The 20,946-nt window shown below is 64.5% G+C and carries 17 protein-coding genes; 12 read left to right on the top strand and 5 right to left on the bottom strand.

Annotation, left to right across the window (positions count from 1 at the left end):
- Window positions 1-446 precede the first annotated feature (446 nt).
- The 3 genes from hydA to preA all read left to right on the top strand — a co-directional run bounded on the left by hydA (window position 447) and on the right by preA (window position 5,121).
- Window positions 447-1,886, top strand: coding sequence for a dihydropyrimidinase (hydA, locus tag DWF74_RS28800; RefSeq protein ID WP_115582248.1), 1,440 nt, complete (start codon window positions 447-449; stop codon window positions 1,884-1,886).
- Between the two features lie 592 nt (window positions 1,887-2,478).
- Window positions 2,479-3,846 (top strand): NAD(P)-dependent oxidoreductase, encoded by a 1,368-nt coding sequence (locus DWF74_RS28790; RefSeq protein ID WP_115582502.1) that lies wholly within the window; start codon window positions 2,479-2,481, stop codon window positions 3,844-3,846.
- Window positions 3,847-5,121 carry an NAD-dependent dihydropyrimidine dehydrogenase subunit PreA gene (preA, locus tag DWF74_RS28785; RefSeq protein WP_102864411.1) on the top strand — a complete coding sequence of 425 codons (1,275 nt, stop codon included), beginning with the start codon at window positions 3,847-3,849 and terminating at the stop codon, window positions 5,119-5,121. It abuts the gene before it with no gap.
- A gap of 255 nt (window positions 5,122-5,376) precedes the next feature.
- Here preA and DWF74_RS28780 read toward each other — a convergent pair whose 3' ends face one another.
- Window positions 5,377-5,997: a TetR/AcrR family transcriptional regulator gene (locus DWF74_RS28780; RefSeq protein WP_102864410.1), complete on the bottom strand. Its 621-nt coding sequence runs from the start codon at window positions 5,995-5,997 to the stop codon at window positions 5,377-5,379.
- A gap of 264 nt (window positions 5,998-6,261) precedes the next feature.
- Here DWF74_RS28780 and DWF74_RS28775 point away from each other — a divergent pair, with 264 nt between their 5' ends.
- Genes DWF74_RS28775 through copD form a run of 3 tightly spaced genes read left to right on the top strand, consistent with a single transcriptional unit; the run spans window position 6,262 to window position 7,976 of the window.
- Window positions 6,262-6,696 carry a GNAT family N-acetyltransferase gene (locus DWF74_RS28775; protein WP_060838856.1) on the top strand — a complete coding sequence of 145 codons (435 nt, stop codon included), beginning with the start codon at window positions 6,262-6,264 and terminating at the stop codon, window positions 6,694-6,696.
- A 32-nt stretch (window positions 6,697-6,728) separates the two neighbouring features.
- Complete coding sequence (gene copC / locus DWF74_RS28770; RefSeq protein ID WP_115582246.1) at window positions 6,729-7,097, top strand: copper homeostasis periplasmic binding protein CopC; 369 nt, start codon at window positions 6,729-6,731, stop codon at window positions 7,095-7,097.
- 3 nt (window positions 7,098-7,100) lie between these two features.
- The gene (gene copD, locus DWF74_RS28765; protein WP_115582245.1) at window positions 7,101-7,976 is read left to right on the top strand and encodes a copper homeostasis membrane protein CopD; all 876 of its coding nucleotides are present in this window, start codon (window positions 7,101-7,103) and stop codon (window positions 7,974-7,976) included.
- 185 nt (window positions 7,977-8,161) lie between these two features.
- Here the strand turns inward: copD and DWF74_RS28760 are convergent, their stop codons facing one another.
- Both DWF74_RS28760 and DWF74_RS28755 read right to left on the bottom strand, forming a co-directional pair.
- On the bottom strand, window positions 8,162-9,292 hold the full coding sequence (locus DWF74_RS28760) for an HlyD family secretion protein (protein ID WP_115582244.1): 1,131 nt from the start codon (window positions 9,290-9,292) through the stop codon (window positions 8,162-8,164).
- Window positions 9,289-10,944, bottom strand: coding sequence for an MFS transporter (locus DWF74_RS28755; RefSeq protein ID WP_110653438.1), 1,656 nt, complete (start codon window positions 10,942-10,944; stop codon window positions 9,289-9,291). The genes DWF74_RS28760 and DWF74_RS28755 overlap by 4 nt, the downstream gene beginning before the upstream one ends.
- 217 nt (window positions 10,945-11,161) lie before the next feature.
- On the opposite strand from DWF74_RS28755, the gene dapF reads away from it, so the two are divergent.
- Window positions 11,162-11,956: a diaminopimelate epimerase gene (gene dapF, locus DWF74_RS28750; protein ID WP_115582243.1), complete on the top strand. Its 795-nt coding sequence runs from the start codon at window positions 11,162-11,164 to the stop codon at window positions 11,954-11,956.
- Window positions 11,957-11,962: 6 nt separating this feature from the next.
- Here the strand turns inward: dapF and DWF74_RS28745 are convergent, their stop codons facing one another.
- Window positions 11,963-13,447: a DASS family sodium-coupled anion symporter gene (locus DWF74_RS28745; protein WP_102864404.1), complete on the bottom strand. Its 1,485-nt coding sequence runs from the start codon at window positions 13,445-13,447 to the stop codon at window positions 11,963-11,965.
- 244 nt (window positions 13,448-13,691) lie between these two features.
- Between DWF74_RS28745 and DWF74_RS28740 the strand changes: the two genes are divergently transcribed.
- Both DWF74_RS28740 and DWF74_RS28735 read left to right on the top strand, forming a co-directional pair.
- A complete protein-coding gene (locus DWF74_RS28740) occupies window positions 13,692-15,314 on the top strand; it encodes a methyl-accepting chemotaxis protein (RefSeq protein ID WP_102864589.1) in 1,623 nt (540 codons plus the stop codon).
- Between the two features lie 134 nt (window positions 15,315-15,448).
- A complete protein-coding gene (locus DWF74_RS28735; protein WP_115582242.1) occupies window positions 15,449-16,651 on the top strand; it encodes an HD-GYP domain-containing protein in 1,203 nt (400 codons plus the stop codon).
- A 3-nt stretch (window positions 16,652-16,654) separates the two neighbouring features.
- Here DWF74_RS28735 and bkdR read toward each other — a convergent pair whose 3' ends face one another.
- Complete coding sequence (gene bkdR, locus DWF74_RS28730) at window positions 16,655-17,143, bottom strand: Bkd operon transcriptional regulator BkdR (RefSeq protein WP_060838848.1); 489 nt, start codon at window positions 17,141-17,143, stop codon at window positions 16,655-16,657.
- 196 nt (window positions 17,144-17,339) lie between these two features.
- Between bkdR and DWF74_RS28725 the strand changes: the two genes are divergently transcribed.
- The 3 genes from DWF74_RS28725 to DWF74_RS28715 are packed head-to-tail and all read left to right on the top strand — an operon-like array spanning window position 17,340 to window position 20,934.
- On the top strand, window positions 17,340-18,575 hold the full coding sequence (locus tag DWF74_RS28725; protein ID WP_102864402.1) for a 3-methyl-2-oxobutanoate dehydrogenase (2-methylpropanoyl-transferring) subunit alpha: 1,236 nt from the start codon (window positions 17,340-17,342) through the stop codon (window positions 18,573-18,575).
- 1 nt (window position 18,576) lies between these two features.
- Window positions 18,577-19,635 (top strand): alpha-ketoacid dehydrogenase subunit beta, encoded by a 1,059-nt coding sequence (locus tag DWF74_RS28720; RefSeq protein WP_047303847.1) that lies wholly within the window; start codon window positions 18,577-18,579, stop codon window positions 19,633-19,635.
- The gene (locus tag DWF74_RS28715; RefSeq protein WP_102864401.1) at window positions 19,636-20,934 is read left to right on the top strand and encodes a dihydrolipoamide acetyltransferase family protein; all 1,299 of its coding nucleotides are present in this window, start codon (window positions 19,636-19,638) and stop codon (window positions 20,932-20,934) included. It abuts the gene before it with no gap.
- Window positions 20,935-20,946 lie beyond the last annotated feature (12 nt).

Raw genomic sequence — 20,946 nt, 5'->3', positions numbered from 1 at the left:
CCATGTAAACAACTGATACCACTCAGTTTTATTCAACCAACTTTGCAGCCCTCGGTTAGTTGCCAACTCACTCAGGCCGGGTGTTTGGCAAGTTGTCCGTTTGGTCAGGACCCAAAGCAGTGCACGTTAATTTTCCAAGTTATCGATTAGTCTTTCTCACGACTCCTCAAGCAGCTGATTTGACATAGGAAATCTCGACTATTTTTCGATCCTGTCAAGTGCGTCAAAATGGTGATGAGCCGCACCATTTTGCGGATTTGTATTATTTATCGTTATTTTTCAATAAGTTAAATCGAATATAAGCTTATATAAAATATTCTTGCTGTTTCTTTGAACTCCGGCTAGCTTCTAATCCTGACACCGCTGACAGGATTATTAAGTTGTCAGCGCGTTCAATAAAAAAGTTAGAACCGGCACCAGTCGGTCATGCCTGCGAGGAACTCGGAATGTCTCTGTTGATCCGTGGCGCCACCGTTATTACCCATGATGAAAGTTACAAAGCCGATGTACTCTGCGCCGGCGGTCTAATTCGCGCCATCGGCAACAATCTGGATATTCCCGCCGGCTGTGAAGTGCTCGACGGCAGCGGCCAGTACTTGATGCCCGGCGGCATCGATCCCCACACCCACATGCAACTGCCCTTCATGGGCACCGTGGCCAGCGAAGACTTCTTCAGCGGCACCGCGGCGGGCCTGGCGGGGGGCACCACCTCGATCATCGACTTCGTGATTCCCAACCCCCAGCAGTCGCTGCTGGAGGCCTTCCACCAGTGGCGCGGCTGGGCCGAGAAATCCGCCAGCGACTACGGCTTCCACGTGGCCATCACCTGGTGGAGCGAACAGGTGCGCGAGGAAATGGCCGAGCTGGTGCAGCATCACGGCATCAACAGCTTCAAGCACTTCATGGCCTACAAGAATGCCATCATGGCCGCCGACGACACCCTGGTGGCCAGCTTCGAGCGCTGCCTGGAGCTGGGGGCGGTGCCCACGGTACACGCGGAAAACGGCGAGCTGGTGTACCACCTGCAACGCAAGCTGCTGGCCCAGGGCATCACCGGGCCGGAAGCCCACCCGCTGTCACGGCCCTCGCAAGTGGAAGGCGAGGCCGCCAGCCGGGCGATCCGTATCGCCGAAACCCTGGGCACGCCGCTGTACCTGGTGCACGTCTCGACCAAAGAGGCGCTGGACGAAATCACCTACGCCCGCAGCAAGGGCCAACCGGTCTACGGTGAAGTGCTGGCCGGCCACCTGCTGCTGGACGACAGCGTGTACCGCGACCCGGACTGGCAGACCGCCGCCGGTTACGTGATGAGCCCACCCTTCCGCCCTCGTGGCCACCAGGAAGCGCTGTGGCACGGCCTGCAATCGGGCAACCTGCACACCACCGCCACCGACCACTGCTGTTTCTGCGCCGAGCAGAAAGCCGCCGGCCGCGACGACTTCAGCAAGATCCCCAACGGCACCGCCGGCATCGAGGACCGCATGGCCGTGCTCTGGGATGAAGGGGTCAACAGCGGACGCCTGTCGATGCAGGAGTTTGTGGCCCTGACCTCCACCCACACCGCGAAGATCTTCAACCTCTACCCGCGCAAGGGCGCGATCCGCGTCGGCGCCGATGCCGACCTGGTGCTCTGGGACCCGCAAGGCACGCGGACCATCTCCGCCAAGACCCACCACCAGCAGGTGGACTTCAACATCTTTGAAGGCAAGACCGTGCGCGGCGTGCCCAGCCACACCATCAGCCAGGGCAAGCTGGTGTGGGCCGACGGCGACCTGCGAGCCGAACGCGGCGCCGGGCGCTACATCGAACGCCCGGCCTACCCGGCGGTGTTCGACCTGTTGAGCAAGCGCGCCGAGCGGCACAAACCGACCGCCGTCAAACGCTGACCCCGGAATGCCCCAATGCAATCCACGCTCTGTCACGCTCTGTGTAGCCGCTGCCGCAGGCTGCGAACGAGCGGCACGCTCGCGGCGTTCTTGCGGCCAATAGAGGGTTGGCAAAAGACCGCCAAGCAAGGCCCTGCGGGCCTTTTCGCAGCCTCGCAGGCTCGGCAGCGGCTACAGGGATTGCGGGAATCGGGGCTTCGTGTAGCCGCTGCCGCAGGCTGCGAACGAGCGATACGCTCGCGGCGTTCTTGCGGCCAGCAGAGGGTTGGCGGGAGACCGTCAAGCAAGGCCCTGCGGGCCTTTTCGCAGCCTCGCAGGCTCGGCAGCGGCTACAGGGATTGCGGGGATCGGGGCTTCGTGTAGCCGCTGCCGCAGGCTGCGAACGAGCGGTACGCTCGCGGCGTTCTTGAGGCCAGCAGAGGGTTGGCAAGAGATCGCCAGGCAAGGCCCTGCGGGCCTTTTCGCAGCCTCGCAGGCTCGGCAGCGGCTACAGGACAGCAGGACGGCAGGACGGCAGGACGACAGGACAGCTAGCAGTTTCGTGAACACCCATGCCCGTCAGAGGCAGATGAAAAACCGTGAGGCCAAAACCGTGATCAAGACCTTGAACCACTTGCCCCACCCGACCCTGGACGGCGCCACCCTGGCCGGCCATTTCAGCGATCTGGCGCCACCACTCAACGCCCGCCAGGCCCATCTGGAAGCCTCGCGCTGCCTGTATTGCTACGACGCGCCCTGCGTCAACGCCTGCCCCAGCGAGATCGACATTCCTTCGTTCATCCGCAATATCCATACCGACAACGTCCAGGGCGCGGCGCAGAAGATTCTCTCGGCCAATATCCTCGGCGGCAGTTGCGCCCGGGTCTGCCCCACCGAAATCCTCTGCCAGCAGGCCTGCGTGCGCAACAACGCCCAAGAGTGTGCGCCGGTGCTGATCGGCCTGCTGCAACGCTATGCCCTGGACAATGCGCACTTCACCGAACACCCGTTCCAGCGCGCCGCCCCCACCGGCAAGCGCATCGCCGTGGTCGGCGCCGGCCCGGCGGGTTTGTCCTGCGCCCACCGCAGCGCCCTGCACGGCCACGACGTGGTGATTTTCGAAGCCCGGGAAAAAGCCGGTGGCCTCAACGAATACGGGATCGCCAAGTACAAGCTGGTGGACGACTTCGCTCAGCAGGAGCTGGAGTTCCTGCTGGGGATTGGCGGCATCGAGATCCGCCACGGGCACAAACTCGGCGACAACCTGAGCCTGAGCCAACTGCATCAGGAGTTCGATGCGGTGTTCCTCGGCCTCGGGCTGGCCGCCAGCAAGCAGCTGGGGCTGGAGCATGAAGACGCCCCCGGGCTGCTGGCCGCCACCGACTACATCCGCGAACTGCGTCAGGCCGACGACCTCGGCCAACTGCCCCTGGCCGACCGCTGCATCGTCCTCGGCGCCGGCAACACCGCCATCGACATGGCGGTGCAAATGGCCCGCCTCGGCGCCCGGGACGTCAACCTGGTGTACCGCCGGGGCGTCGAGGACATGGGCGCCACCGGGCACGAGCAGGAGATCGCCAAGGCCAATCAGGTGCGCCTGCTGACCTGGGCCGCACCGCAACAGGTGCTGCTGGATGATCAGGGCCGGGTGCGCGGCATGCGCTTCGCCCGCACCCACATGCAAGAAGGCCGTTTGCAACACACCGGGGAAACCTTCGAGTTGGCGGCCGACGCGATCTTCAAGGCCATCGGCCAGTCGTTCGACGGCGGTGCCCTGGCCGATCCACTGGCGCGGGAACTGCAGCGTTGTGGGGAACGTATCCAGGTGGACGAACAGCTGCGCACCAGCATTCCCGGGGTCTACGCCGGCGGCGATTGCGTCAGCCTCGGCCAGGACCTGACGGTGCAGGCGGTACAACACGGCAAGCTGGCCGCAGAAGCCATGCATGCCCAACTCATGCTCAATGTGGAGGCTGCGTAAATGGCCGATCTATCGATTGTCTTCGCCGGTATCAAGGCCCCCAACCCGTTCTGGCTGGCCTCCGCACCGCCCACCGACAAGGCCTACAACGTGGTCCGTGCCTTCGAGGCCGGCTGGGGCGGCGTGGTCTGGAAAACCCTGGGCGAGGACCCGGCGGCGGTCAACGTCTCGTCCCGTTATTCCGCGCATTTCGGACCGAACCGCGAGGTCATGGGCATCAACAACATCGAGCTGATCACCGACCGTTCCCTGGAAATCAACCTCAAGGAAATCACCCAGGTGAAGAAGGACTGGCCGGATCGCGCCTTGATCGTGTCGCTGATGGTGCCCTGCGTCGAGGAATCCTGGAAAGCCATCCTGCCCCTGGTGGAAGCCACCGGCGCCGACGGCATCGAGCTGAACTTCGGCTGCCCCCACGGCATGCCGGAACGCGGCATGGGCGCGGCGGTGGGCCAGGTGCCGGAGTACGTCGAGCAGGTGACCCGCTGGTGCAAGACCTACTGCTCGCTGCCGGTGATCGTCAAGCTGACGCCCAACATCACCGACATCCGCATGGCCGCCCGCGCCGCCCACCGCGGCGGCGCCGATGCGGTGTCGTTGATCAACACCATCAACTCCATCACCAGCGTCGACCTGGAGCGCATGGTGGCCCACCCGATGGTGGGCAACCAGAGCACCCACGGCGGCTACTGCGGCTCGGCGGTCAAGCCGATTGCCCTGAACATGGTGGCCGAGATTGCCCGTGACCCGCAGACCCGCGGCCTGCCGATCTGCGGCATTGGCGGCATCGGCAGCTGGCGCGATGCGGCGGAGTTCGTGGCCCTGGGCTGCGGCGCGGTGCAGGTGTGTACGGCGGCGATGCTGCATGGCTTTCGCATCGTCGACGAGATGAAGGACGGCCTGTCGCGGTGGATGGACAGCCAGGGCTACCACAGCCTGCAGGACTTCTCCGGGCGCGCGGTGGGCAACACCACCGACTGGAAGTACCTGGACATCAACTATCAGGTGATCGCAAAAATTGACCAGGAGGCGTGCATCGGTTGCGGCCGTTGCCATATTGCCTGCGAAGACACTTCGCACCAGGCAATTGCCAGCATCCGCCAGGCCGACGGCACCCACACCTATCAAGTGATCGACGACGAATGCGTGGGCTGCAACCTGTGCCAGATCACCTGCCCGGTGCAGGACTGCATCGAAATGGTGCCCCAGGACACCGGCAAACCCTTCCTCGACTGGCAGCACGACCCGCGCAACCCCTACCGCGAAGCCGTGTAACACCGCACCACTTGTAGCCGCTGCCGCAGGCTGCGAACGAGCGCTACGCTCGCGGTGCTCGTGAGGCCAACAGAGGAGTGGCGGGAGATCGCCAAGCAAGGCCCTGCGGGCCTTTTCGCAGCCTCGCAGGCTCGGCAGCGGCTACAGGAATTGCGGAGGGTCGGGGGGGTCGTGTAGCCGCTGCCGCAGGCTGCGAACGAGCGGTACGCTCGCGGCGTTATTGAGGTCAACAGGGATTACAACTTCGCATGTTGCTCAGGGCTCCAGGCCGATGCCGCGCAGGATGACGCTGGTGACAGTCTGCACCGCGCGTTCGAATTGCAGGTCCGACAGCGGCTGGTGGTCGTTGAGGATCATCACCTGGTGGTCGAAGTCGGCGTAATGCTGGGTCGAGGCCCAGATCATGTACAGCAGGCTCGACGGTTCCACGGGCATGATTCGTCCAGCCTCGACCCATTGGCGGATCTTGGCTTCCTTCATCTTCGCCCAGTCGTACAGGCTGGCATCCAGCGCCGCGCCCAGGGTCGGCGCGCCATGGATGATTTCGTTGGCCCAAACCTTGGAGCCATAGGGCCGGCTGCGCGAGTGCTGCATCTTGGCGCGGATGTAGCTGCTGAGCACCACGCGCGGGTCGTCGAACATCTCGAAGCACAGGGCGTCCTGCTTCCACAGGTCCAGCAGGTCCATGAGCACGGCGCTGTACAGCTCGTTCTTGGTGCTGAAGTAGTAGTGCAGGTTGGAACGCGGCAGTTGCACTTCTTCGGCGATGTCGGCCATGGCGGTCCCGGCATAGCCTTTTTCAGCGAAGATTTTCTCAGCCGCCAGGAGGATCTTTTCCACGTTGCTGCGACGAATCTCGATCTTGTGATTGCCCATGAGGGCTCCTACGAAAACAGTCTGCGGCAAGACTAGCATTCGCCCGGGTCTTGCGGGGGCTGTCAGGGCCGCGACATTGCGCGCCGCCGATGGGTCTTTCGCCGCCCGGCCGGATTGAGTAGGATCGGCCTCCCGCTCATTTGCAGCAGCCACTGCGGTGCTCCGTCCAGGCGTTAACTCGCGACACGGGCATACAGGTCTCTGCCCGAATGCCGGCCCTGCCCCACCGCCGGCCATCTGTCCTGTTACTGATGGAACACACTCATGACGATTCGCCCTCGCGTCGCTGCGGACGACGCCCTGCTGACCGCGCTCTGGGAGCGTTCGGTACGCGCCACCCATGACTTCATTGCTGAAGACGACATCCAGCGCCTGTACCCGCTGGTCCGCGACAGCTACCTGCCGGCCCTTGAGACCTGGGTCTTCGAAAACCCCGACGCCAGCCCCGCAGGCTTTATCGCCACCAGCGACAACACCGTACAGATGCTGTTCATCGAACCGGCCCAACGCGGCCAGGGCATCGGTCGAACGCTTCTGGATCACGTTCGCCGTCCCGGCCTCAAGGTCGACGTCAATGAACAGAACCCACAGGCCCACGGTTTCTATCGTCACTACGGCTTCGTCGACTGCGGCCGCTCGGAAACCGATGGCGAAGGCCGGCCGTTTCCGATCATCCACATGCAGTTGCGCGATCGTTGAGCCCCTGCCCTCTATATAAAGGTAACCCTCTCATGTCACTGAAAAACCTCTTCACCACCACCGCCCTGCTCGCCTCGCTGCTGGGCGCCTCCTCGGTATTCGCCCACGCCCATCTGAAAAGCTCGAACCCGGCGGCCGACAGCAGCGTGGTTGCGCCCAACGAACTGCGCCTGATGTTCAGCGAAGGCGTGGAAGCGGCCTTCACTCAAGTGACGATCAGCAAGGACGGTGCCCCCCTCGCAGTGAAAAGCCTGGCCACCGAAGGTGCGGACAAGAAGACCCTGGTGGTCACCCCGGCCGCCGCGCCGCTGCGCGCTGGCGAGTACAAGGTGGAGTGGCACGCGGTGTCGGTGGACACCCACAAGAGCGAAGGCAGCTACAGCTTCAAGGTGAGCCCGTAAGCCGTGGCGTCATGGCTGGTGCTGTGCCGCTTCGTGCACTTTGCGGTGGTGCTGATCCTGGTGGGTGCCTGGGTGTTTCGCCCGCTGTTGCTGGGCCGTGATTCAGCACAGAACGGTCATGGCGCCGTGCATCGACAGCTCGATCGGCTCAGCCGCTGGCTGACGCTGATCGGCCTTTGCAGCGGCCTGTGCTGGCTGTTGCTGATCACCGCCAGCATGGCCGGCTCCTGGTCGGCGGCGCTGGACCCGGCAACCGTGCAATTGGTGCTGGGCAAGACCTTCTTCGGTCAGGTCTGGACCTGGCACCTGCTGCTCAATCTGTTGTTGCTGGGGCTGCTGCTGACGCCGCTGGGCCGGCGCCTGCCGCTGCAACTGGGGCTCGGTGCCCTGCTCCTGGCCACCCTGGCTCCGGTGGGTCACGGCGCCATGCTCGATGGGCTGCAGGGGCAGTTGCTGATCCTCAATCAGATCGTGCATCTAAGTTGTGTCGCCATCTGGTTGGGGGGCTTGCTGGTGTTGTTGCTGGTGTTGCGCCAACCCGCGGGGCTGTCTGTCGAGCCCTTGTTGAAGCGCTTCAGCGGCGTGGGTTACGGGCTGGTCAGCGGCTTGCTGATCACCGGCCTGATCAACGTGCGGGTGCTCACCGGACAGTGGTGGCCGACGCCATTGTTCAGCGGCTTTGCCCTGATCCTGCTGATCAAGGTGCTGCTGGTGGCGGGCATGCTCGGGCTGGCGCTGTTCAACCGCCTGCGCATCCGCGGCTGCGACCAGCGCCTGTCGAGCCTGCGCAGCAGCGTGCAGGTGGAGTGGCTGCTGGGTGTGGCGGCGGTGGCCGCCGTTTCGTTACTGGGCACCTTGCCGCCGATGCAGGCGGCATAGCCTCCCGCGCACCGCGCCTCTGTAGCCGCTGCCGCAGGCGGCGAAAAGGTCCGCAGGACCTTCAGCGATCTCAAGGCCTCCCCCTCCTGGTCTGGAGCATCGCGGTGGAGCGCCATCCTTGGCGTCTGCTGCGCAGCCGGTCGCAGCCTGCGGCAGCGGCTACAGAGGATCCGCGGCGAGAGGGTTCAAGGCGTGACGGAGGTGTCGATGCTGACCACCACCGATAACCCTGGCCGCAACCGCTCCAACTCCGGCTGATCCGGGTCGACGCTGATCCGCACCGGGACGCGCTGGGCAATCTTGACGAAGTTGCCGGTGGCGTTGTCGGCCTGCAACAAGGCGAATTCGGAACCGGTAGCCGGTGAAATCCGCTGCACCTTGCCGCTGAATGTGCGGTGGTTCAGGGCGTCCACGGTAAAACTCACCGGCTGCCCGACCCGCACATTGTCCATCTGGGTTTCCTTCATGTTGGCCATCACCCACAGCTGGTTCGGCACCAGGGCCATGAGCTGGGCGCCGGAGTTGACATAAGCCCCCAGGCGCACGCCGATCTGCCCCAGTTGCCCGTCGCGGGGCGCGAGGATGCGGGTGTTGGACAGGTCGATGCGCGCCAGCTCCACCGCGGCTTCGGCGCTGGCCACCGCCGCTTCCAGGGAGCCGCGGTTGACGATCACCGTCTGCAGGTCCTGGCGGGCGATGTCCAGTTGCGCCTGGGCCTGGGCCACGGCGGCGACGGTCTGGGCGTTGGCCGCGCGGGTCACGTCCAGCTCACGCTGGGACACCGAACCGTCGGCAATCAGCGCCTGGTTGCGTTGCAGGTCGGCCGCGCTCTTGCGCGCCTGGGCCTGGCTGTCGACCAGAGCGGCCTGGCGCAGCTTGATCGTGGCTTCGGCGCTGTTGCGTTGCTGCAGGGCATTGGCCAGGGCCGCCTTCTGCACCGCCAGTTGCGCCAGGGACTGGTCCAGGCGCTGGCGATAGATGCGGTCGTCGAGGCGCACCAGCAGGTCGCCGGCCTTGACCTGCTGGAAGTCCTGCACCGGCACCTCGAACACATAGCCGCTGAGCTGCGGGCCGATGATGGTCACCTGCCCGCGCACCAGGGCGTTCTCGGTGCTTTCGATGGCGCTGGAGAACGGCGGCAGTTGCCAGGCATAGAGCACGATCAGCACACCGACGATGGCGATGGCGGCAAAGCCCAGGGACGAGAGGATGCGCACCGCCAGCGGGCGCGGCTCGGTCGCCGGAAGACTCGGCGGGCCGTTGGGCTCGGGAGTCGAGGCGATGGCATTGGTGGTGGGGTTGACGGTTTCGCTCATGAAGTTGGGGCACCACTTTGTTGAACGGGAGCCGCGGGCGCGACCGCTCGGGTCGTGCTCATCAGCCACAGGCTGCGGATGAATATCCAGAGCATGGTGAGTACGGCAATCACCGCGATCAGCATGAATACATCGTTATAGGCCAGCACGTTGGCTTCGCGGGTGGCCGCACTGGCCAGGCTGCGAATGCCTTGCAGGGTGCGCAGGTCCGGGTCGGCGATGACCTTGCCGTAGGCCGCCGCGCCGCTCTGCACCCGGGCCAGGACCTGGGGATCGAGCAGGGTCAACTGCTCGACGATATGGCTGGAGTGGTACTTCTCGCGCACGATCTGGAAGGTCCCGAGCAAGGCCGAGCCGATCAGCCCGCCGAGGTTCTGGCAGATGCCGAACAGCACCGAGAAGCTGACCAGATTGCGCGGGTTGGTCAGCACATTGCGGGTGCCCAGGACCATGGTCGGGCCGAGAAAGAAGGTGCCGCCAAAGGCCAGGAGGAACTGGCTGAGGTACATGTTGGCCGGGCGCGTGAGGTTGCTGGAGAAACTGTCCATCACCGAGCCCACGGCCATCAGCGCCAGGGAAATGACCAGCGGCATCAACAGGTGCGCCGGGTTGATGGTCAGCGCGCTGGTGGCCAGCCCGGCGATGCTGCCCAGCAGCATCACCCCGTAGAGCAGGCGCATCTGCTCGCTGCTCATGTTCAGCGCCTGGAGAAACCCCACGGCGCCGGTGGACTGTTCCGACAGCACCATGCGAATCAGGATCACCGCCAGGGCCAGGCGGATCATCGCCCCGCTGCCCAGCCAGCGGGTCATCAGCATCGGGTTGCTGCGGTTATGTTCGATGCACAGCCCGGCCAGGATCAGCACGATGGAGCCGGCGCTGGCGTAGCCGATCCACGGCGCTTCCAGCCACCAGTCGATGCGCCCCAGGGACAGCACCGCACACAGCAGGGCAACGCCTGTGGCGAGCAAGGCGAAGGTCAGGAAGTCGAGTTTCTCGAAGGTGCGAAAGCGGTCCCCCGGCGGCAGCTTGAGCAGGAACACGCAGCCCAGGGAGGTCAGCGCCAGGCCCAGTTCGAACAGGTACAGGCCGCGCCATTCGGCGATCTGCAGCAGGTCCTCGGAAAACAGCCGGGCCAGGGGCAAGGCCAGCTGCGAAGTACCCAGCCCCAGCACCAGGGCCTTGAGCCGCCATTTCGCCGGGAAGGCCTGGACCATGTAGTACAGGCCCAGGGAGCTCAGCGCCGCGCCGACCATGCCATGGGCCGCGCGCACGGCGATGGCCGAGCTCAGGTCGTTGACGAACAGGTGGCCGAAGGTCACCAGGGCATAAAGCACCAGGAACACTTCGGTGAAGGCACGCAGGCCGAACTGCTGGCGAAACTTCACCAGCAGCAGGTTCATCGACACATTGGTCATCACATAGGCCGCCGGCAACCAGGCCATTTCCGCGGTGGTCGCCCCCAGCGCCCCTTGCAGGTACGGCAGATTGGCGATCACCAGCGAGTTGCCCAGGCCGCCGGTAATCGCCACCAGCAAGCCCACCAGGGCATAGGCCAGGCGCTTGTGGCCGGGGTGCAGCGGTGTCGAGGGGGAACCGGGCAAGCTGGGCTTTTCGTGGGGCTGCCAGTTGCGAGGGGCGTAGTGATCCATGCCGTGACCTTGTGCTGTACCGGCCGCTGTTGCAGCGCCCGGCGATGTTCGCGGTGCTCCGGCAGTGTGCCGGAAAAACCCGCCGTCCAGGCAGCGCCCAGGCTTGCAGGATGAATTTTATTTTAAGGCGCTGGCGCCGGTGGCGTTTTTTCGCAATCCTGCCCTCGCTGGCGCCCGGCGAAGCGGGCGTCGCCTGCCCTCGCCCACCGGAGCTCGCATGCCGCTGAACTTTGTCAAGATGCACGCCAATGGCGACGACTTCGTGCTGATCGATGCCCGTGGACGCGACAACCCGATCACTGCCGAACGGGCCCGGGCCCTGGGCGATCGCCGACGCGGCATTGGTTTCAATCAGTTGGTGGTGCTCGGCGATTGCCACGAGAGTGCGGCGCAACTGACCTTCTTCAACGCCGATGGTTCCAGCCTGGACACCTGCGGCAGCGCAACCCGCGGCGCCGCCGACCTGCTGATGGAGGAAAGCGGTGCCACCTCGGTGCAGGTGACAACCGCCCGCGGCCTGCAGCACTGCCTGCGCCTTGAGGATCAGTCGGTGTCCGTGGAAATGGGCCGACCATCGTTCGACTGGCGGGACGTCCCCCTGGCCCGAGAGCTGGACAGCCTGCACCTGCCGCTGCCAGGAACACCGGCGGCATGCAGCATGGGCAACCCCCATTGCAGTTTTTTCGTCGACGATCTGGAGCAACTGGACGTGGCCGCCCTGGGTCCCACGATCGAGAGCGACCCGCTGTTTCCACACAAGACCAATGTGCACTTCATCCAGGTGATCGACCGCCAGACCATCCGCCTGCGCATCTGGGAGCGCCATGGCGCCATCCCCCTGGGCTCCGGTTCCTGTTCCTGCGCGGCGGCGGTCAATGGCATCCGTCGCGGCTTGCTCGACAGCCCGGTGCGGGTGTTGTGCGACGGCGGGCCGGTGACGGTGAGCTGGGACGGCCAGGGCAAGGTGCGCCTGGCCGGCAACGTGACCCGGGTGTTCAGCGGGTCACTGTGAAGGGCTCTACATCCAGCCCAGCCATTTCCACCAGGTCATGGCGAACACCAGCATCAACAGGTAGCCGATCAGCGTCACCAGCAGCCCGACCTTGGCGAACTGCCGGGCATTGAAGGTCTCGGTACCCAGGCAGACCATGTTCTGCGGCGCGTTGATCGGCAGGATGAAACCGTAGCTGACGACAAAGCCCAGGAGCATGGTCATGCCCAGGCGGCTGAACTCGCCCGGCAGGGTTTGCAGCACGGCAATCAGGATCGGCAGCAAGGCCGAGGTCAGGGCCGTGGCACTGGCGAACCCCAGGTGTATGAGAATCAAGAACGCCGCGAGAATCGCGAACACCGCCAAAGGCCCGACCTGGTCCAGGCCGGTGTGGGCCACCACCTGCCCGCCCAGCCATTGCCCGGCCTGGGTGCTGAGCAGCGCCGAACCGAGGCTGATGCCGACCCCGAAGACGATCACCGTGCCCCAGGGAATGCGCGACTGCACGTCCTTCCAGGTCATGATGCCGACTCGCGGCAACAGCAGGATCACCAGCCCGGCGTAGGTGGTGGTCGTGGTGTCGAAGGGGTGCAGCTTGCCTTCGGTGGACCAGGCCAAAAGCAGCAGCAGCGACACCGCCAACAGGCGCTTCTGCGGCCCGGTCATGGGCCCGATGTCCACCAGGGACTGGGCCACCGCCTCCTTGCCGCCGGGGATGCTGTCGGTTTCCGGCGGCAGCAGTTTGAGCACCAGCCACAGCAGCACCAGGGACATGATCAGCGCCCAGGGCGCCCCGGCGATCAGCCAGTCGAGCCAGGCCACGCGCTGGCCGAGCATCTTGTCCATGAAGCCCACGGTCAGCAGGTTCTGCGCCGCGGCGGTCTGGATCCCGACGTTCCAGATGCTGGTGCCCTGGGCCACCACGATCATCAGCCCGGCGGCGATATTGGAGCGCTTGTCGACGCCGAACGCGGCGATCACCCCCATCATGATCGGCACCACGCAGGCACTGCGGGCCGTGGCGCTGGGCACCAGCAGGCTGAGGAGGATGGTCACCGCAATGGCACCGATGAGGATGCGCCGGGTGCTGGTGCCGACCCGGGTCAGGGTCACCAGGGCGATGCGTCGGTCGAGGCCGGTGTGGGTCATGGCGGCGGCGATGAACAAGGCACCGGCCACCAGGGCCAGGGCCGAATTGGAGAACCCGGTCAGCGCCAGACTGATGGCCGCCGAGCTGCCATAGACCTGGGTCGGGTCCTGCAGGGTCGGCGCGGTGCCAATCAGGAACGCCATCAGTGCGGTGATCATGATCGCGCTGGCCTCGTAGGACACCGCTTCGCTGATCCACACCACCACCGCGAAGGCGAGGATCGCCAGCATCCGCTGGCCGGCCACCGGCAGGTCGGCGGGCAGTGGCAGAAACAGCACCCCGATCATGGCCAGCACGGCGATCAGCAATCCAATCGGTAGTACAGCCTTGGCCGCGGGCGCCGTTGTCGGAGGCGTAGTCATGGGCCTTTTCCTTTGCAATTGGAGAGGCGCCAAGCTTGCTACAAAACCGCCAAAAGCGCGTTGATAAAGGTCAAGCCGCGGGGTTGCCCGCCCTTGCGGCGACGCTAGGTTGAAGCGCGTTGGACGCAAAGAAATATTTTTACATCCCTACAGATTTTTCATCTCTTTGGAGTCACAGTGCTATCAGGGCGACAAGGAGTCGAAAAGCAATTGGCGGTATCACTCCAACCTGCAAGGTGCCTGTATGGTGACAAGAAACTTGAAACTGACGTCCAGGGCGCTCCTGAGTTTTGGCGCTATCTGTGTGCTAGTGGTCGGTCTGGGGGGACTGGCGCTGTGGAGAATGGGACAGATTCACGATGCTGCACTGGACCTGCGAAACAATTGGCTGCCCAGCGTCAGGCAAGCCACGAAAATCGAATCCTCCACCTTGCGTGTGCGCCTGGAGGCCCTGCACTACGCCACTGAAAGCGAAGCCCAGAAAGGCGCATCCCTGGACAAGCTGGGTAGCCTGAAAGCCACCCTGGCCCAGGCCATCAAGGACTACGAGCCGCTGGTGTCCAGCGCCGAAGAGAAAACCGCCTTTGATCAGGTCAAGCGCGGCGCCCAGGACTACCTGGACAAGCTGGCGGTGCTGATCGATGCCAGCAAGACCAACACCGCGCAGCAGAGCAGTGACTACATCAATCAGGTCACGGTGCCCCTGGCCAATGCCTTGCAAAGCGCAATCGAAGCCCTGATCGCGATCAACGAGAGCGGTGCCGCGCACTCGGCGACCCTGGCCGACCATCAGTTCGACAGTGGCCTGACCCTGACCTCGCTGATCATCGTCCTGGCGATTGTCCTGACCGTGCTCATCGCCACCCTGTTCACCCGCAGCATCACCCGCCCGGTGCAATCGCTGCTGGCCACCACGCGCAAAATCGCCGAGGGCGACCTGCGAACCCAGGTGGAAGTCAGCGGCCAGGACGAACTCACCGACCTGCAGAAATCCACCCAGTCCATGCTCGACAACCTGAAGTCGACCATCCGCCAAATTGCCGACTCCTCGACCCAGCTGGCCTCCGCCGCCGAGGAAATGAGCGCCATTACCCGTGAGTCCAACGCCGGCATCCAGCAACAGAGCATGGAGACCGATCAGGCCGCCACCGCGGTCAACGAAATGACCGCCGCGGTGGAGGAAGTGGCGCGCAACGCGGTGTCCGCCTCGCAGTCGACCCAGGAATCCGAGCGCTCCGCCGGGCTGGGCAAGGAGCGGGTCGAGCAGACCATCCACTCCATCGAGAAGCTCACCGGCACCGTGGAAAACACCCGGGTGGAAATGGCCGGCCTGGCGCAACAGGCTCAGGACATCAGCAAGGTCCTGGACGTGATCCGCGCCATTGCCGAGCAGACCAACCTGCTGGCCCTCAACGCGGCCATCGAGGCCGCTCGGGCCGGCGAGCAAGGCCGTGGTTTCGCCGTGGTGGCCGATGAAGTGCGGGCCCTGGCCCACCGCACCCAGCTCTCGACCCAGGAGATCGAGCAGATGATCCAGGGCGTCCAGAACGGTTCGAGCAAGGCCATGCTGTCGATGCAGCAAAGCAGCGAGGATGCCAGCCAGACCCTGGCCATCGCCCACGAGGCCGGCGCCGCCATCGGCCATATCGCCCAGGCCATCAGCGAGATCAACGAACGCAACCTGATGATCGCCACCGCCTCGGAGGAACAGGCCCAGGTGGCGCGCTCGGTGGATCAGAACCTGATGAGCATCCGCGACTTGTCGCTGCAAAGCTCGTCCGCCGCCAGCCAGACGTCCATTGCCAGCAATGAACTGTCGTCCCTGGCGGTGAGTTTGAACAAACTGGTGGCACGCTTCTCCCTGTGAGGCGGGCCCAGGCCCGGTAAGACGTCAGGTAGAGAAAAGCGCTGGCGCTGTTAGCCGGCGATCCGGCTTCTACACGGGTCTGTAGGAGCCAGATGACCGGCAATGGCCGACTGCCCTGAAAGGGAGTGTTGTTGATGCTGAAACTGATTTCGATCCATCAGTTGCAGATGGGCATGTACATCCATCAGTTCTGTGGCTCCTGGCTGGACCACTCTTTCTGGAAGGCTGGCTTTGTCCTCGACAGCCATGCCGACCTGCAACGCCTGCGAAGCTCCAACCTCAGCAGCCTGTGGATCGACACCAGCAAAGGTGGCGACCTGCCCGAGGCCAGTGCAACCACCACGCCGGATCTGCCGCCGACGGCACAACCAGCCACCGCGCCCACTCCCCGGGCCAGCATGGATGAGGAAGTGCAGCGCGCCCTCAAACTCTGCGCCCACTCGCGCAAGGCGGTAATGGCGATGTTCCAGGAAGTGCGCATGGGCCAGGCCCTGGAGATGCAGCAAGCCGAGGATCTGGTGCTGCAGATCGGCCAGTCGCTGCTGCGTCATCCCGATGCGCTGATCAGTCTGGCGCGGCTCAAGAACGCCGATGACTACACCTACATGCATTCAGTGGCGGTCTGTGCGCTGATGCTGGCCACTGCGCGGCAATTGGGCTTGTCGGAGGACTATATCCGCCTGGCAGGCGTTGCCGGATTGCTGCATGACGTGGGCAAGCTGACCATCCCCGACAGCATTCTCAACAAGCCGCAAAAGCTCTCGGACACCGAGTTCGAACGGGTCAAGCTGCACCCCGAAGCCGGTGGCGCGATCCTGCGTCAAAGCCCCGATGTGGATGCGCTGGTTCTGGATGTATGCCTGCATCACCACGAAAAGGCCGACGGCTCGGGCTATCCGCACCGTCTGGCCGGCAACCAGATCAGCCTGTTCGCGCAGATGGGCGCGGTCTGCGATGTGTACGACGCGGTGACCTCCAATCGTCCCTACAACCGTGGCTGGGACCCGGCCGAAGCGATCCAGCGCATGTCCACCTGGAAAGGTCATTTCGATCAGCGGGTGTTCCAGGCCTTCGTCAAGAGCGTGGGTATCTATCCCGTCGGGGCCCTGGTGCGCCTGGAAAGCGGTCGCCTGGCGGTAGTGATCGAACAAAACCCCAAGTCGTTGCTGACGCCCAAGGTCCGGGTGTTCTTCTCCACCCGCTCCAACCTGCCCCTGGAACAGAACGTGGTCGACCTGGCCAAGATCCACGGCCAGGATCGCATCGTCGCTCGCGAAGCCCCGGAAGACTGGGAGTTCAAGAACCTGGATCGGCTCTGGAGCGGAGTCTCCGCCTGACCCTCAGGTGCCCAGGGTCAGGCCGTTGGCCGGCAGTGGCAGCGCGGTCTTGTAGCGCACCTGCTTGAGGGCGAAGCTGGAGCGGATGTTGGCCACCCCGGGCACCTTGGTCAGAAAGTCCATCATGAAGCGTTCCAGGGACTGGATGGTGGGCACCAGCACGCGGATCAGGTAGTCCGGGTCGCCGGCCATCAGGTAGCACTCCATGACCTCCGGGCGGTCGGCGATGGCCTCTTCGAAGTGCTGCAACGCCTCCTCCACCTGCTTCTCCAGGCTGACGTGAATGAACACGTTGACGTGCAGCCCCAACAGGTCGGCATCCAGCAGGGTCACCTGCTCGCGGATCAGCCCCAGCTCCTCCATGGCCTTGACCCGGTTGAAGCACGGCGTGGGTGAAAGGTTCACCGAACGGGCGAGGTCGGCGTTGGTGATGCGAGCATTCTCCTGAAGACTGTTGAGAATGCCGATGTCGGTACGATCCAGTTTGCGCATGAGACAAAACAACCTGTTTTTTATGTTTATGCAGATTTTTTATCTGCAAATAACTTCCAGCGCAATGAAACAGAGATAAATATTCTTCTACGCCCGGCCTATGATGTTTGTAGGACAAGATTTCCCTTACCCAGGGAATGACTGTCAGCTAGCGCGCCCAATTACAAGAAATCCACAAGATCGAGCGTAGAAAGCCATGACCACCGCGTATGCACCGCTACGCCTGCACGTTCCCGAACCCTCGGGCCGTCCCGGCTGCAAGACCGACTTCACCTACCTGCGTCTGAACGACGCCGGCCTGGCCCGCAAACCTCCCATCGATATCGAACCTGCCGACTGCGCCGACCTGGCCCGCGGCCTGATCCGTGTGCTCGACGATCAGGGCAACGCCCTGGGCGACTGGGCCGACGACGTGCCGCTGGAAATCCTGCGCAAGGGCATGCGCGCCATGCTCAAGACGCGGATCTTCGACAACCGCATGGTGGTCGCCCAGCGCCAGAAGAAGATGTCCTTCTACATGCAGAGCCTGGGCGAGGAAGCCATCGGCAGCGCCCAGGCCCTGGCCCTGAACATCGACGACATGTGCTTCCCCACCTACCGCCAGCAGAGCATCCTGATGGCCCGGGAAGTGCCGCTGGTGGAGATGATCTGCCAACTGCTGTCCAACGAGCGCGATCCGCTCAAGGGACGCCAGTTGCCAATCATGTACTCGGTGAAGGAATCCGGGTTCTTCACCATCTCCGGCAACCTGGCGACCCAGTTCGTGCAGGGCGTGGGCTGGGGCATGGCCTCGGCGATCAAGGGCGATACCAAGATCGCCTCGGCCTGGATCGGCGACGGCGCCACCGCCGAATCGGACTTCCACACCGCCCTGACCTTCGCCCACGTGTACCGCGCGCCGGTGATCCTCAACGTGGTCAACAACCAGTGGGCGATCTCCACCTTCCAGGCCATTGCCGGCGGTGAAGCCACCACCTTCGCCGGACGCGGCGTGGGCTGCGGCATCGCTTCCCTGCGGGTCGACGGCAACGACTTCATCGCGGTCTACGCCGCCTCACGCTGGGCCGCCGAACGCGCCCGGCGCAACCTCGGGCCGACCCTGATCGAGTGGGTCACCTACCGCGCCGGCCCGCACTCCACTTCCGACGACCCGTCGAAGTACCGTCCGGCCGACGACTGGAGCCACTTCCCCCTGGGCGACCCGATTGCCCGCCTCAAGCAGCACCTGATCAAGATCGGCCAGTGGTCCGAAGAGGAACACGCCGCGGTCAGCGCCGAGCTCGAAGCCCAGGTGATTGCCGCGCAGAAGGAAGCCGAGCAGTACGGCACCCTCGCCGGCGGCCAGATCCCCAGCGCCGCGACCATGTTCGAGGACGTCTACAAGGACATGCCCGAGCACCTGAAACGTCAACGCCAGGAACTGGGGGTCTGACATGAACGATCACAACAACAATATCCAGCTGGAAACCGCCATGACCACCACCACCATGACCATGATCCAGGCCCTGCGCTCGGCCATGGATGTGATGCTCGAGCGTGACGACAACGTGGTGGTGTTCGGCCAGGACGTCGGCTACTTCGGCGGCGTGTTCCGCTGCACCGAGGGCCTGCAGGCCAAGTACGGCACCTCGCGGGTGTTCGACGCACCGATCTCGGAAAGCGGCATCGTCGGCGCGGCCATCGGCATGGGCGCCTACGGCCTGCGTCCGGTGGCGGAAATCCAGTTCGCCGACTACGTCTACCCCGCCTCGGACCAGATCATTTCCGAAGCCGCGCGCCTGCGCTATCGCTCCGCCGGCCAGTTCACCGCGCCGATGACCCTGCGCATGCCCTGCGGCGGCGGCATCTATGGCGGCCAGACCCACAGCCAGAGCATCGAGGCGATGTTCACCCAGGTCTGCGGCCTGCGCACCGTGATGCCCTCCAACCCCTACGACGCCAAGGGCCTGCTGATCGCCTCCATCGAAAACGATGACCCGGTGATCTTTCTCGAACCCAAGCGCCTGTACAACGGCCCGTTCGATGGCCACCACGACCGCCCGGTAACCCCCTGGTCGAAACACCCGGCGGCCCAGGTGCCGGACGGCTACTACAAGGTGCCGCTGGATGTGGCGGCCATCGCCCGTCCGGGCAAGGACGTCACCGTCCTCACCTACGGCACCACCGTCTATGTGTCGCAAGTGGCGGCCGAGGAAACCGGCATCGACGCCGAGGTCATCGACCTGCGCAGCCTGTGGCCCCTGGACCTGGACACCATCGTCAAGTCGGTGAAAAAGACCGGCCGTTGCGTGGTGGTGCACGAAGCCACCCGTACCTGCGGCTTCGGCGCCGAGCTGGTGTCGCTGGTGCAGGAACACTGCTTCCACCACCTGGAAGCCCCGATCGAGCGCGTCACCGGTTGGGATACGCCGTATCCCCACGCGCAGGAGTGGGCATATTTCCCAGGGCCGTCCCGAGTGGGCGCGGCGCTGCAACGGGTCATGGAGGTCTGAATGGGCACGCACGTTATCAAGATGCCGGACATCGGCGAAGGCATCGCGGAAGTTGAACTGGCGCAGTGGCACGTAAAAGTCGGCGACCAGGTGGTCGAAGACCAGGTCCTGGCGGACGTGATGACCGACAAGGCCATGGTCGACATTCCCTCGCCAGTGCACGGCACGGTCATTTCCCTGGGCGGCGAACCCGGTGAAGTGATGGCGGTGGGCAGCATCCTCATCAGCATCGAAGTCGAAGGCGCGGGCAACCTCAAGGAATCCGCCCAGGCCGCCGCGCCGGCGCAACAAGCACCGGCCGCTATTAATAAGCCGGCTGCCGCGCCAGTGGTCGAAGCACCCAAGGTGGAACAAGCAGTCGTCAGCCAAGCCGCCTGCCGCCCTGCTCCCCAGGCGCCGGTGGCGCGCCAGGCCGACGAACGCCCCCTGGCTTCGCCCGCCGTGCGCAAGCACGCCCTGGACCTGGGCATCCAGCTGCGCCTGGTGCAAGGCAGCGGCCCGGCCGGGCGCATCCTGCACCAAGACCTGGAGGCCTACCTGGCCCAGGACAGCCAGCCGCTCAAGGGCTACTCGGCGCCCGGCACAGGCTATGCCGAACGCCACGACGAAGAGCAGATCCAGGTGATCGGCATGCGCCGCAAGATCGCCCAGCGCATGCAGGAATCCAAGCACCGCGCCGCGCACTTCAGCTATGTCGAGGAAGTGGACGTCACCGCCCTGGAAGAGCTGCGCATCCACCTCAATGAAAAACACGGCGCCAGCCGCGGCAAGCTGACCCTGCTGCCGTTCCTGGTGCGGGCCATGGTCGTCGCCCTGCGCGACTTCCCGCAGATCAACGCCCGCTACGACGACGAAGCCCAGGTCATCACCCGCCACGGCGCGGTGCATGTCGGGGTCGCCACCCAGAGCGACGTCGGCCTGATGGTGCCGGTGGTACGTCACGCCGAAGCCCGCAGCCTGTGGGGCAACGCCGAGGAAATCTCGCGCCTGGCCAAGGCGGCCCGCAGCGGCAAGGCGGCCCGGGATGAACTGTCCGGCTCCACCATCACCCTCACCAGCCTCGGCGCCCTGGGCGGGATTGTCAGCACCCCGGTGCTGAACCTGCCGGAAGTGGCGATTGTCGGGGTCAACCGCATCGTCGAGCGGCCGATGGTGATCAAGGGCCAGATCGTGATCCGCAAGATGATGAACCTCTCCAGCTCCTTCGATCACCGGGTGGTCGACGGCATGGACGCTGCGCAATTCATCCAGGCCATTCGCGGCCTGCTCGAACAACCCGCCACGCTGTTTGTGGACTGACTTTCAGAGGAG

It is taken from the genome of Pseudomonas protegens (genome assembly GCF_003363755.1).
Lineage (GTDB): Bacteria > Pseudomonadota > Gammaproteobacteria > Pseudomonadales > Pseudomonadaceae > Aquipseudomonas > Aquipseudomonas danubii.
The sequence above is the reverse complement of the archived record's forward strand: the minus strand, read 5'-3'. Positions and strand labels throughout refer to the sequence as shown.

Bases quoted from the DNA above. Each gene is read 5' to 3' on its own strand.
- hydA (WP_115582248.1), top strand. From the start codon at position 447: ATGTCTCTGTTGATCCGTGGCGCCACCGTTATTACCCATGATGAAAGT.
- preA (WP_102864411.1), top strand. From the start codon at position 3,847: ATGGCCGATCTATCGATTGTCTTCGCCGGTATCAAGGCCCCCAACCCG.
- DWF74_RS28780 (WP_102864410.1), bottom strand. From the start codon at position 5,997: ATGGGCAATCACAAGATCGAGATTCGTCGCAGCAACGTGGAAAAGATC.
- DWF74_RS28775 (WP_060838856.1), top strand. From the start codon at position 6,262: ATGACGATTCGCCCTCGCGTCGCTGCGGACGACGCCCTGCTGACCGCG.
- copC (WP_115582246.1), top strand. From the start codon at position 6,729: ATGTCACTGAAAAACCTCTTCACCACCACCGCCCTGCTCGCCTCGCTG.
- DWF74_RS28760 (WP_115582244.1), bottom strand. From the start codon at position 9,292: ATGAGCGAAACCGTCAACCCCACCACCAATGCCATCGCCTCGACTCCC.
- DWF74_RS28755 (WP_110653438.1), bottom strand. From the start codon at position 10,944: ATGGATCACTACGCCCCTCGCAACTGGCAGCCCCACGAAAAGCCCAGC.
- dapF (WP_115582243.1), top strand. From the start codon at position 11,162: ATGCCGCTGAACTTTGTCAAGATGCACGCCAATGGCGACGACTTCGTG.
- DWF74_RS28745 (WP_102864404.1), bottom strand. From the start codon at position 13,447: ATGACTACGCCTCCGACAACGGCGCCCGCGGCCAAGGCTGTACTACCG.
- DWF74_RS28740 (WP_102864589.1), top strand. From the start codon at position 13,692: ATGGTGACAAGAAACTTGAAACTGACGTCCAGGGCGCTCCTGAGTTTT.
- DWF74_RS28735 (WP_115582242.1), top strand. From the start codon at position 15,449: ATGCTGAAACTGATTTCGATCCATCAGTTGCAGATGGGCATGTACATC.
- bkdR (WP_060838848.1), bottom strand. From the start codon at position 17,143: ATGCGCAAACTGGATCGTACCGACATCGGCATTCTCAACAGTCTTCAG.
- DWF74_RS28725 (WP_102864402.1), top strand. From the start codon at position 17,340: ATGACCACCGCGTATGCACCGCTACGCCTGCACGTTCCCGAACCCTCG.
- DWF74_RS28720 (WP_047303847.1), top strand. From the start codon at position 18,577: ATGAACGATCACAACAACAATATCCAGCTGGAAACCGCCATGACCACC.
- DWF74_RS28715 (WP_102864401.1), top strand. From the start codon at position 19,636: ATGGGCACGCACGTTATCAAGATGCCGGACATCGGCGAAGGCATCGCG.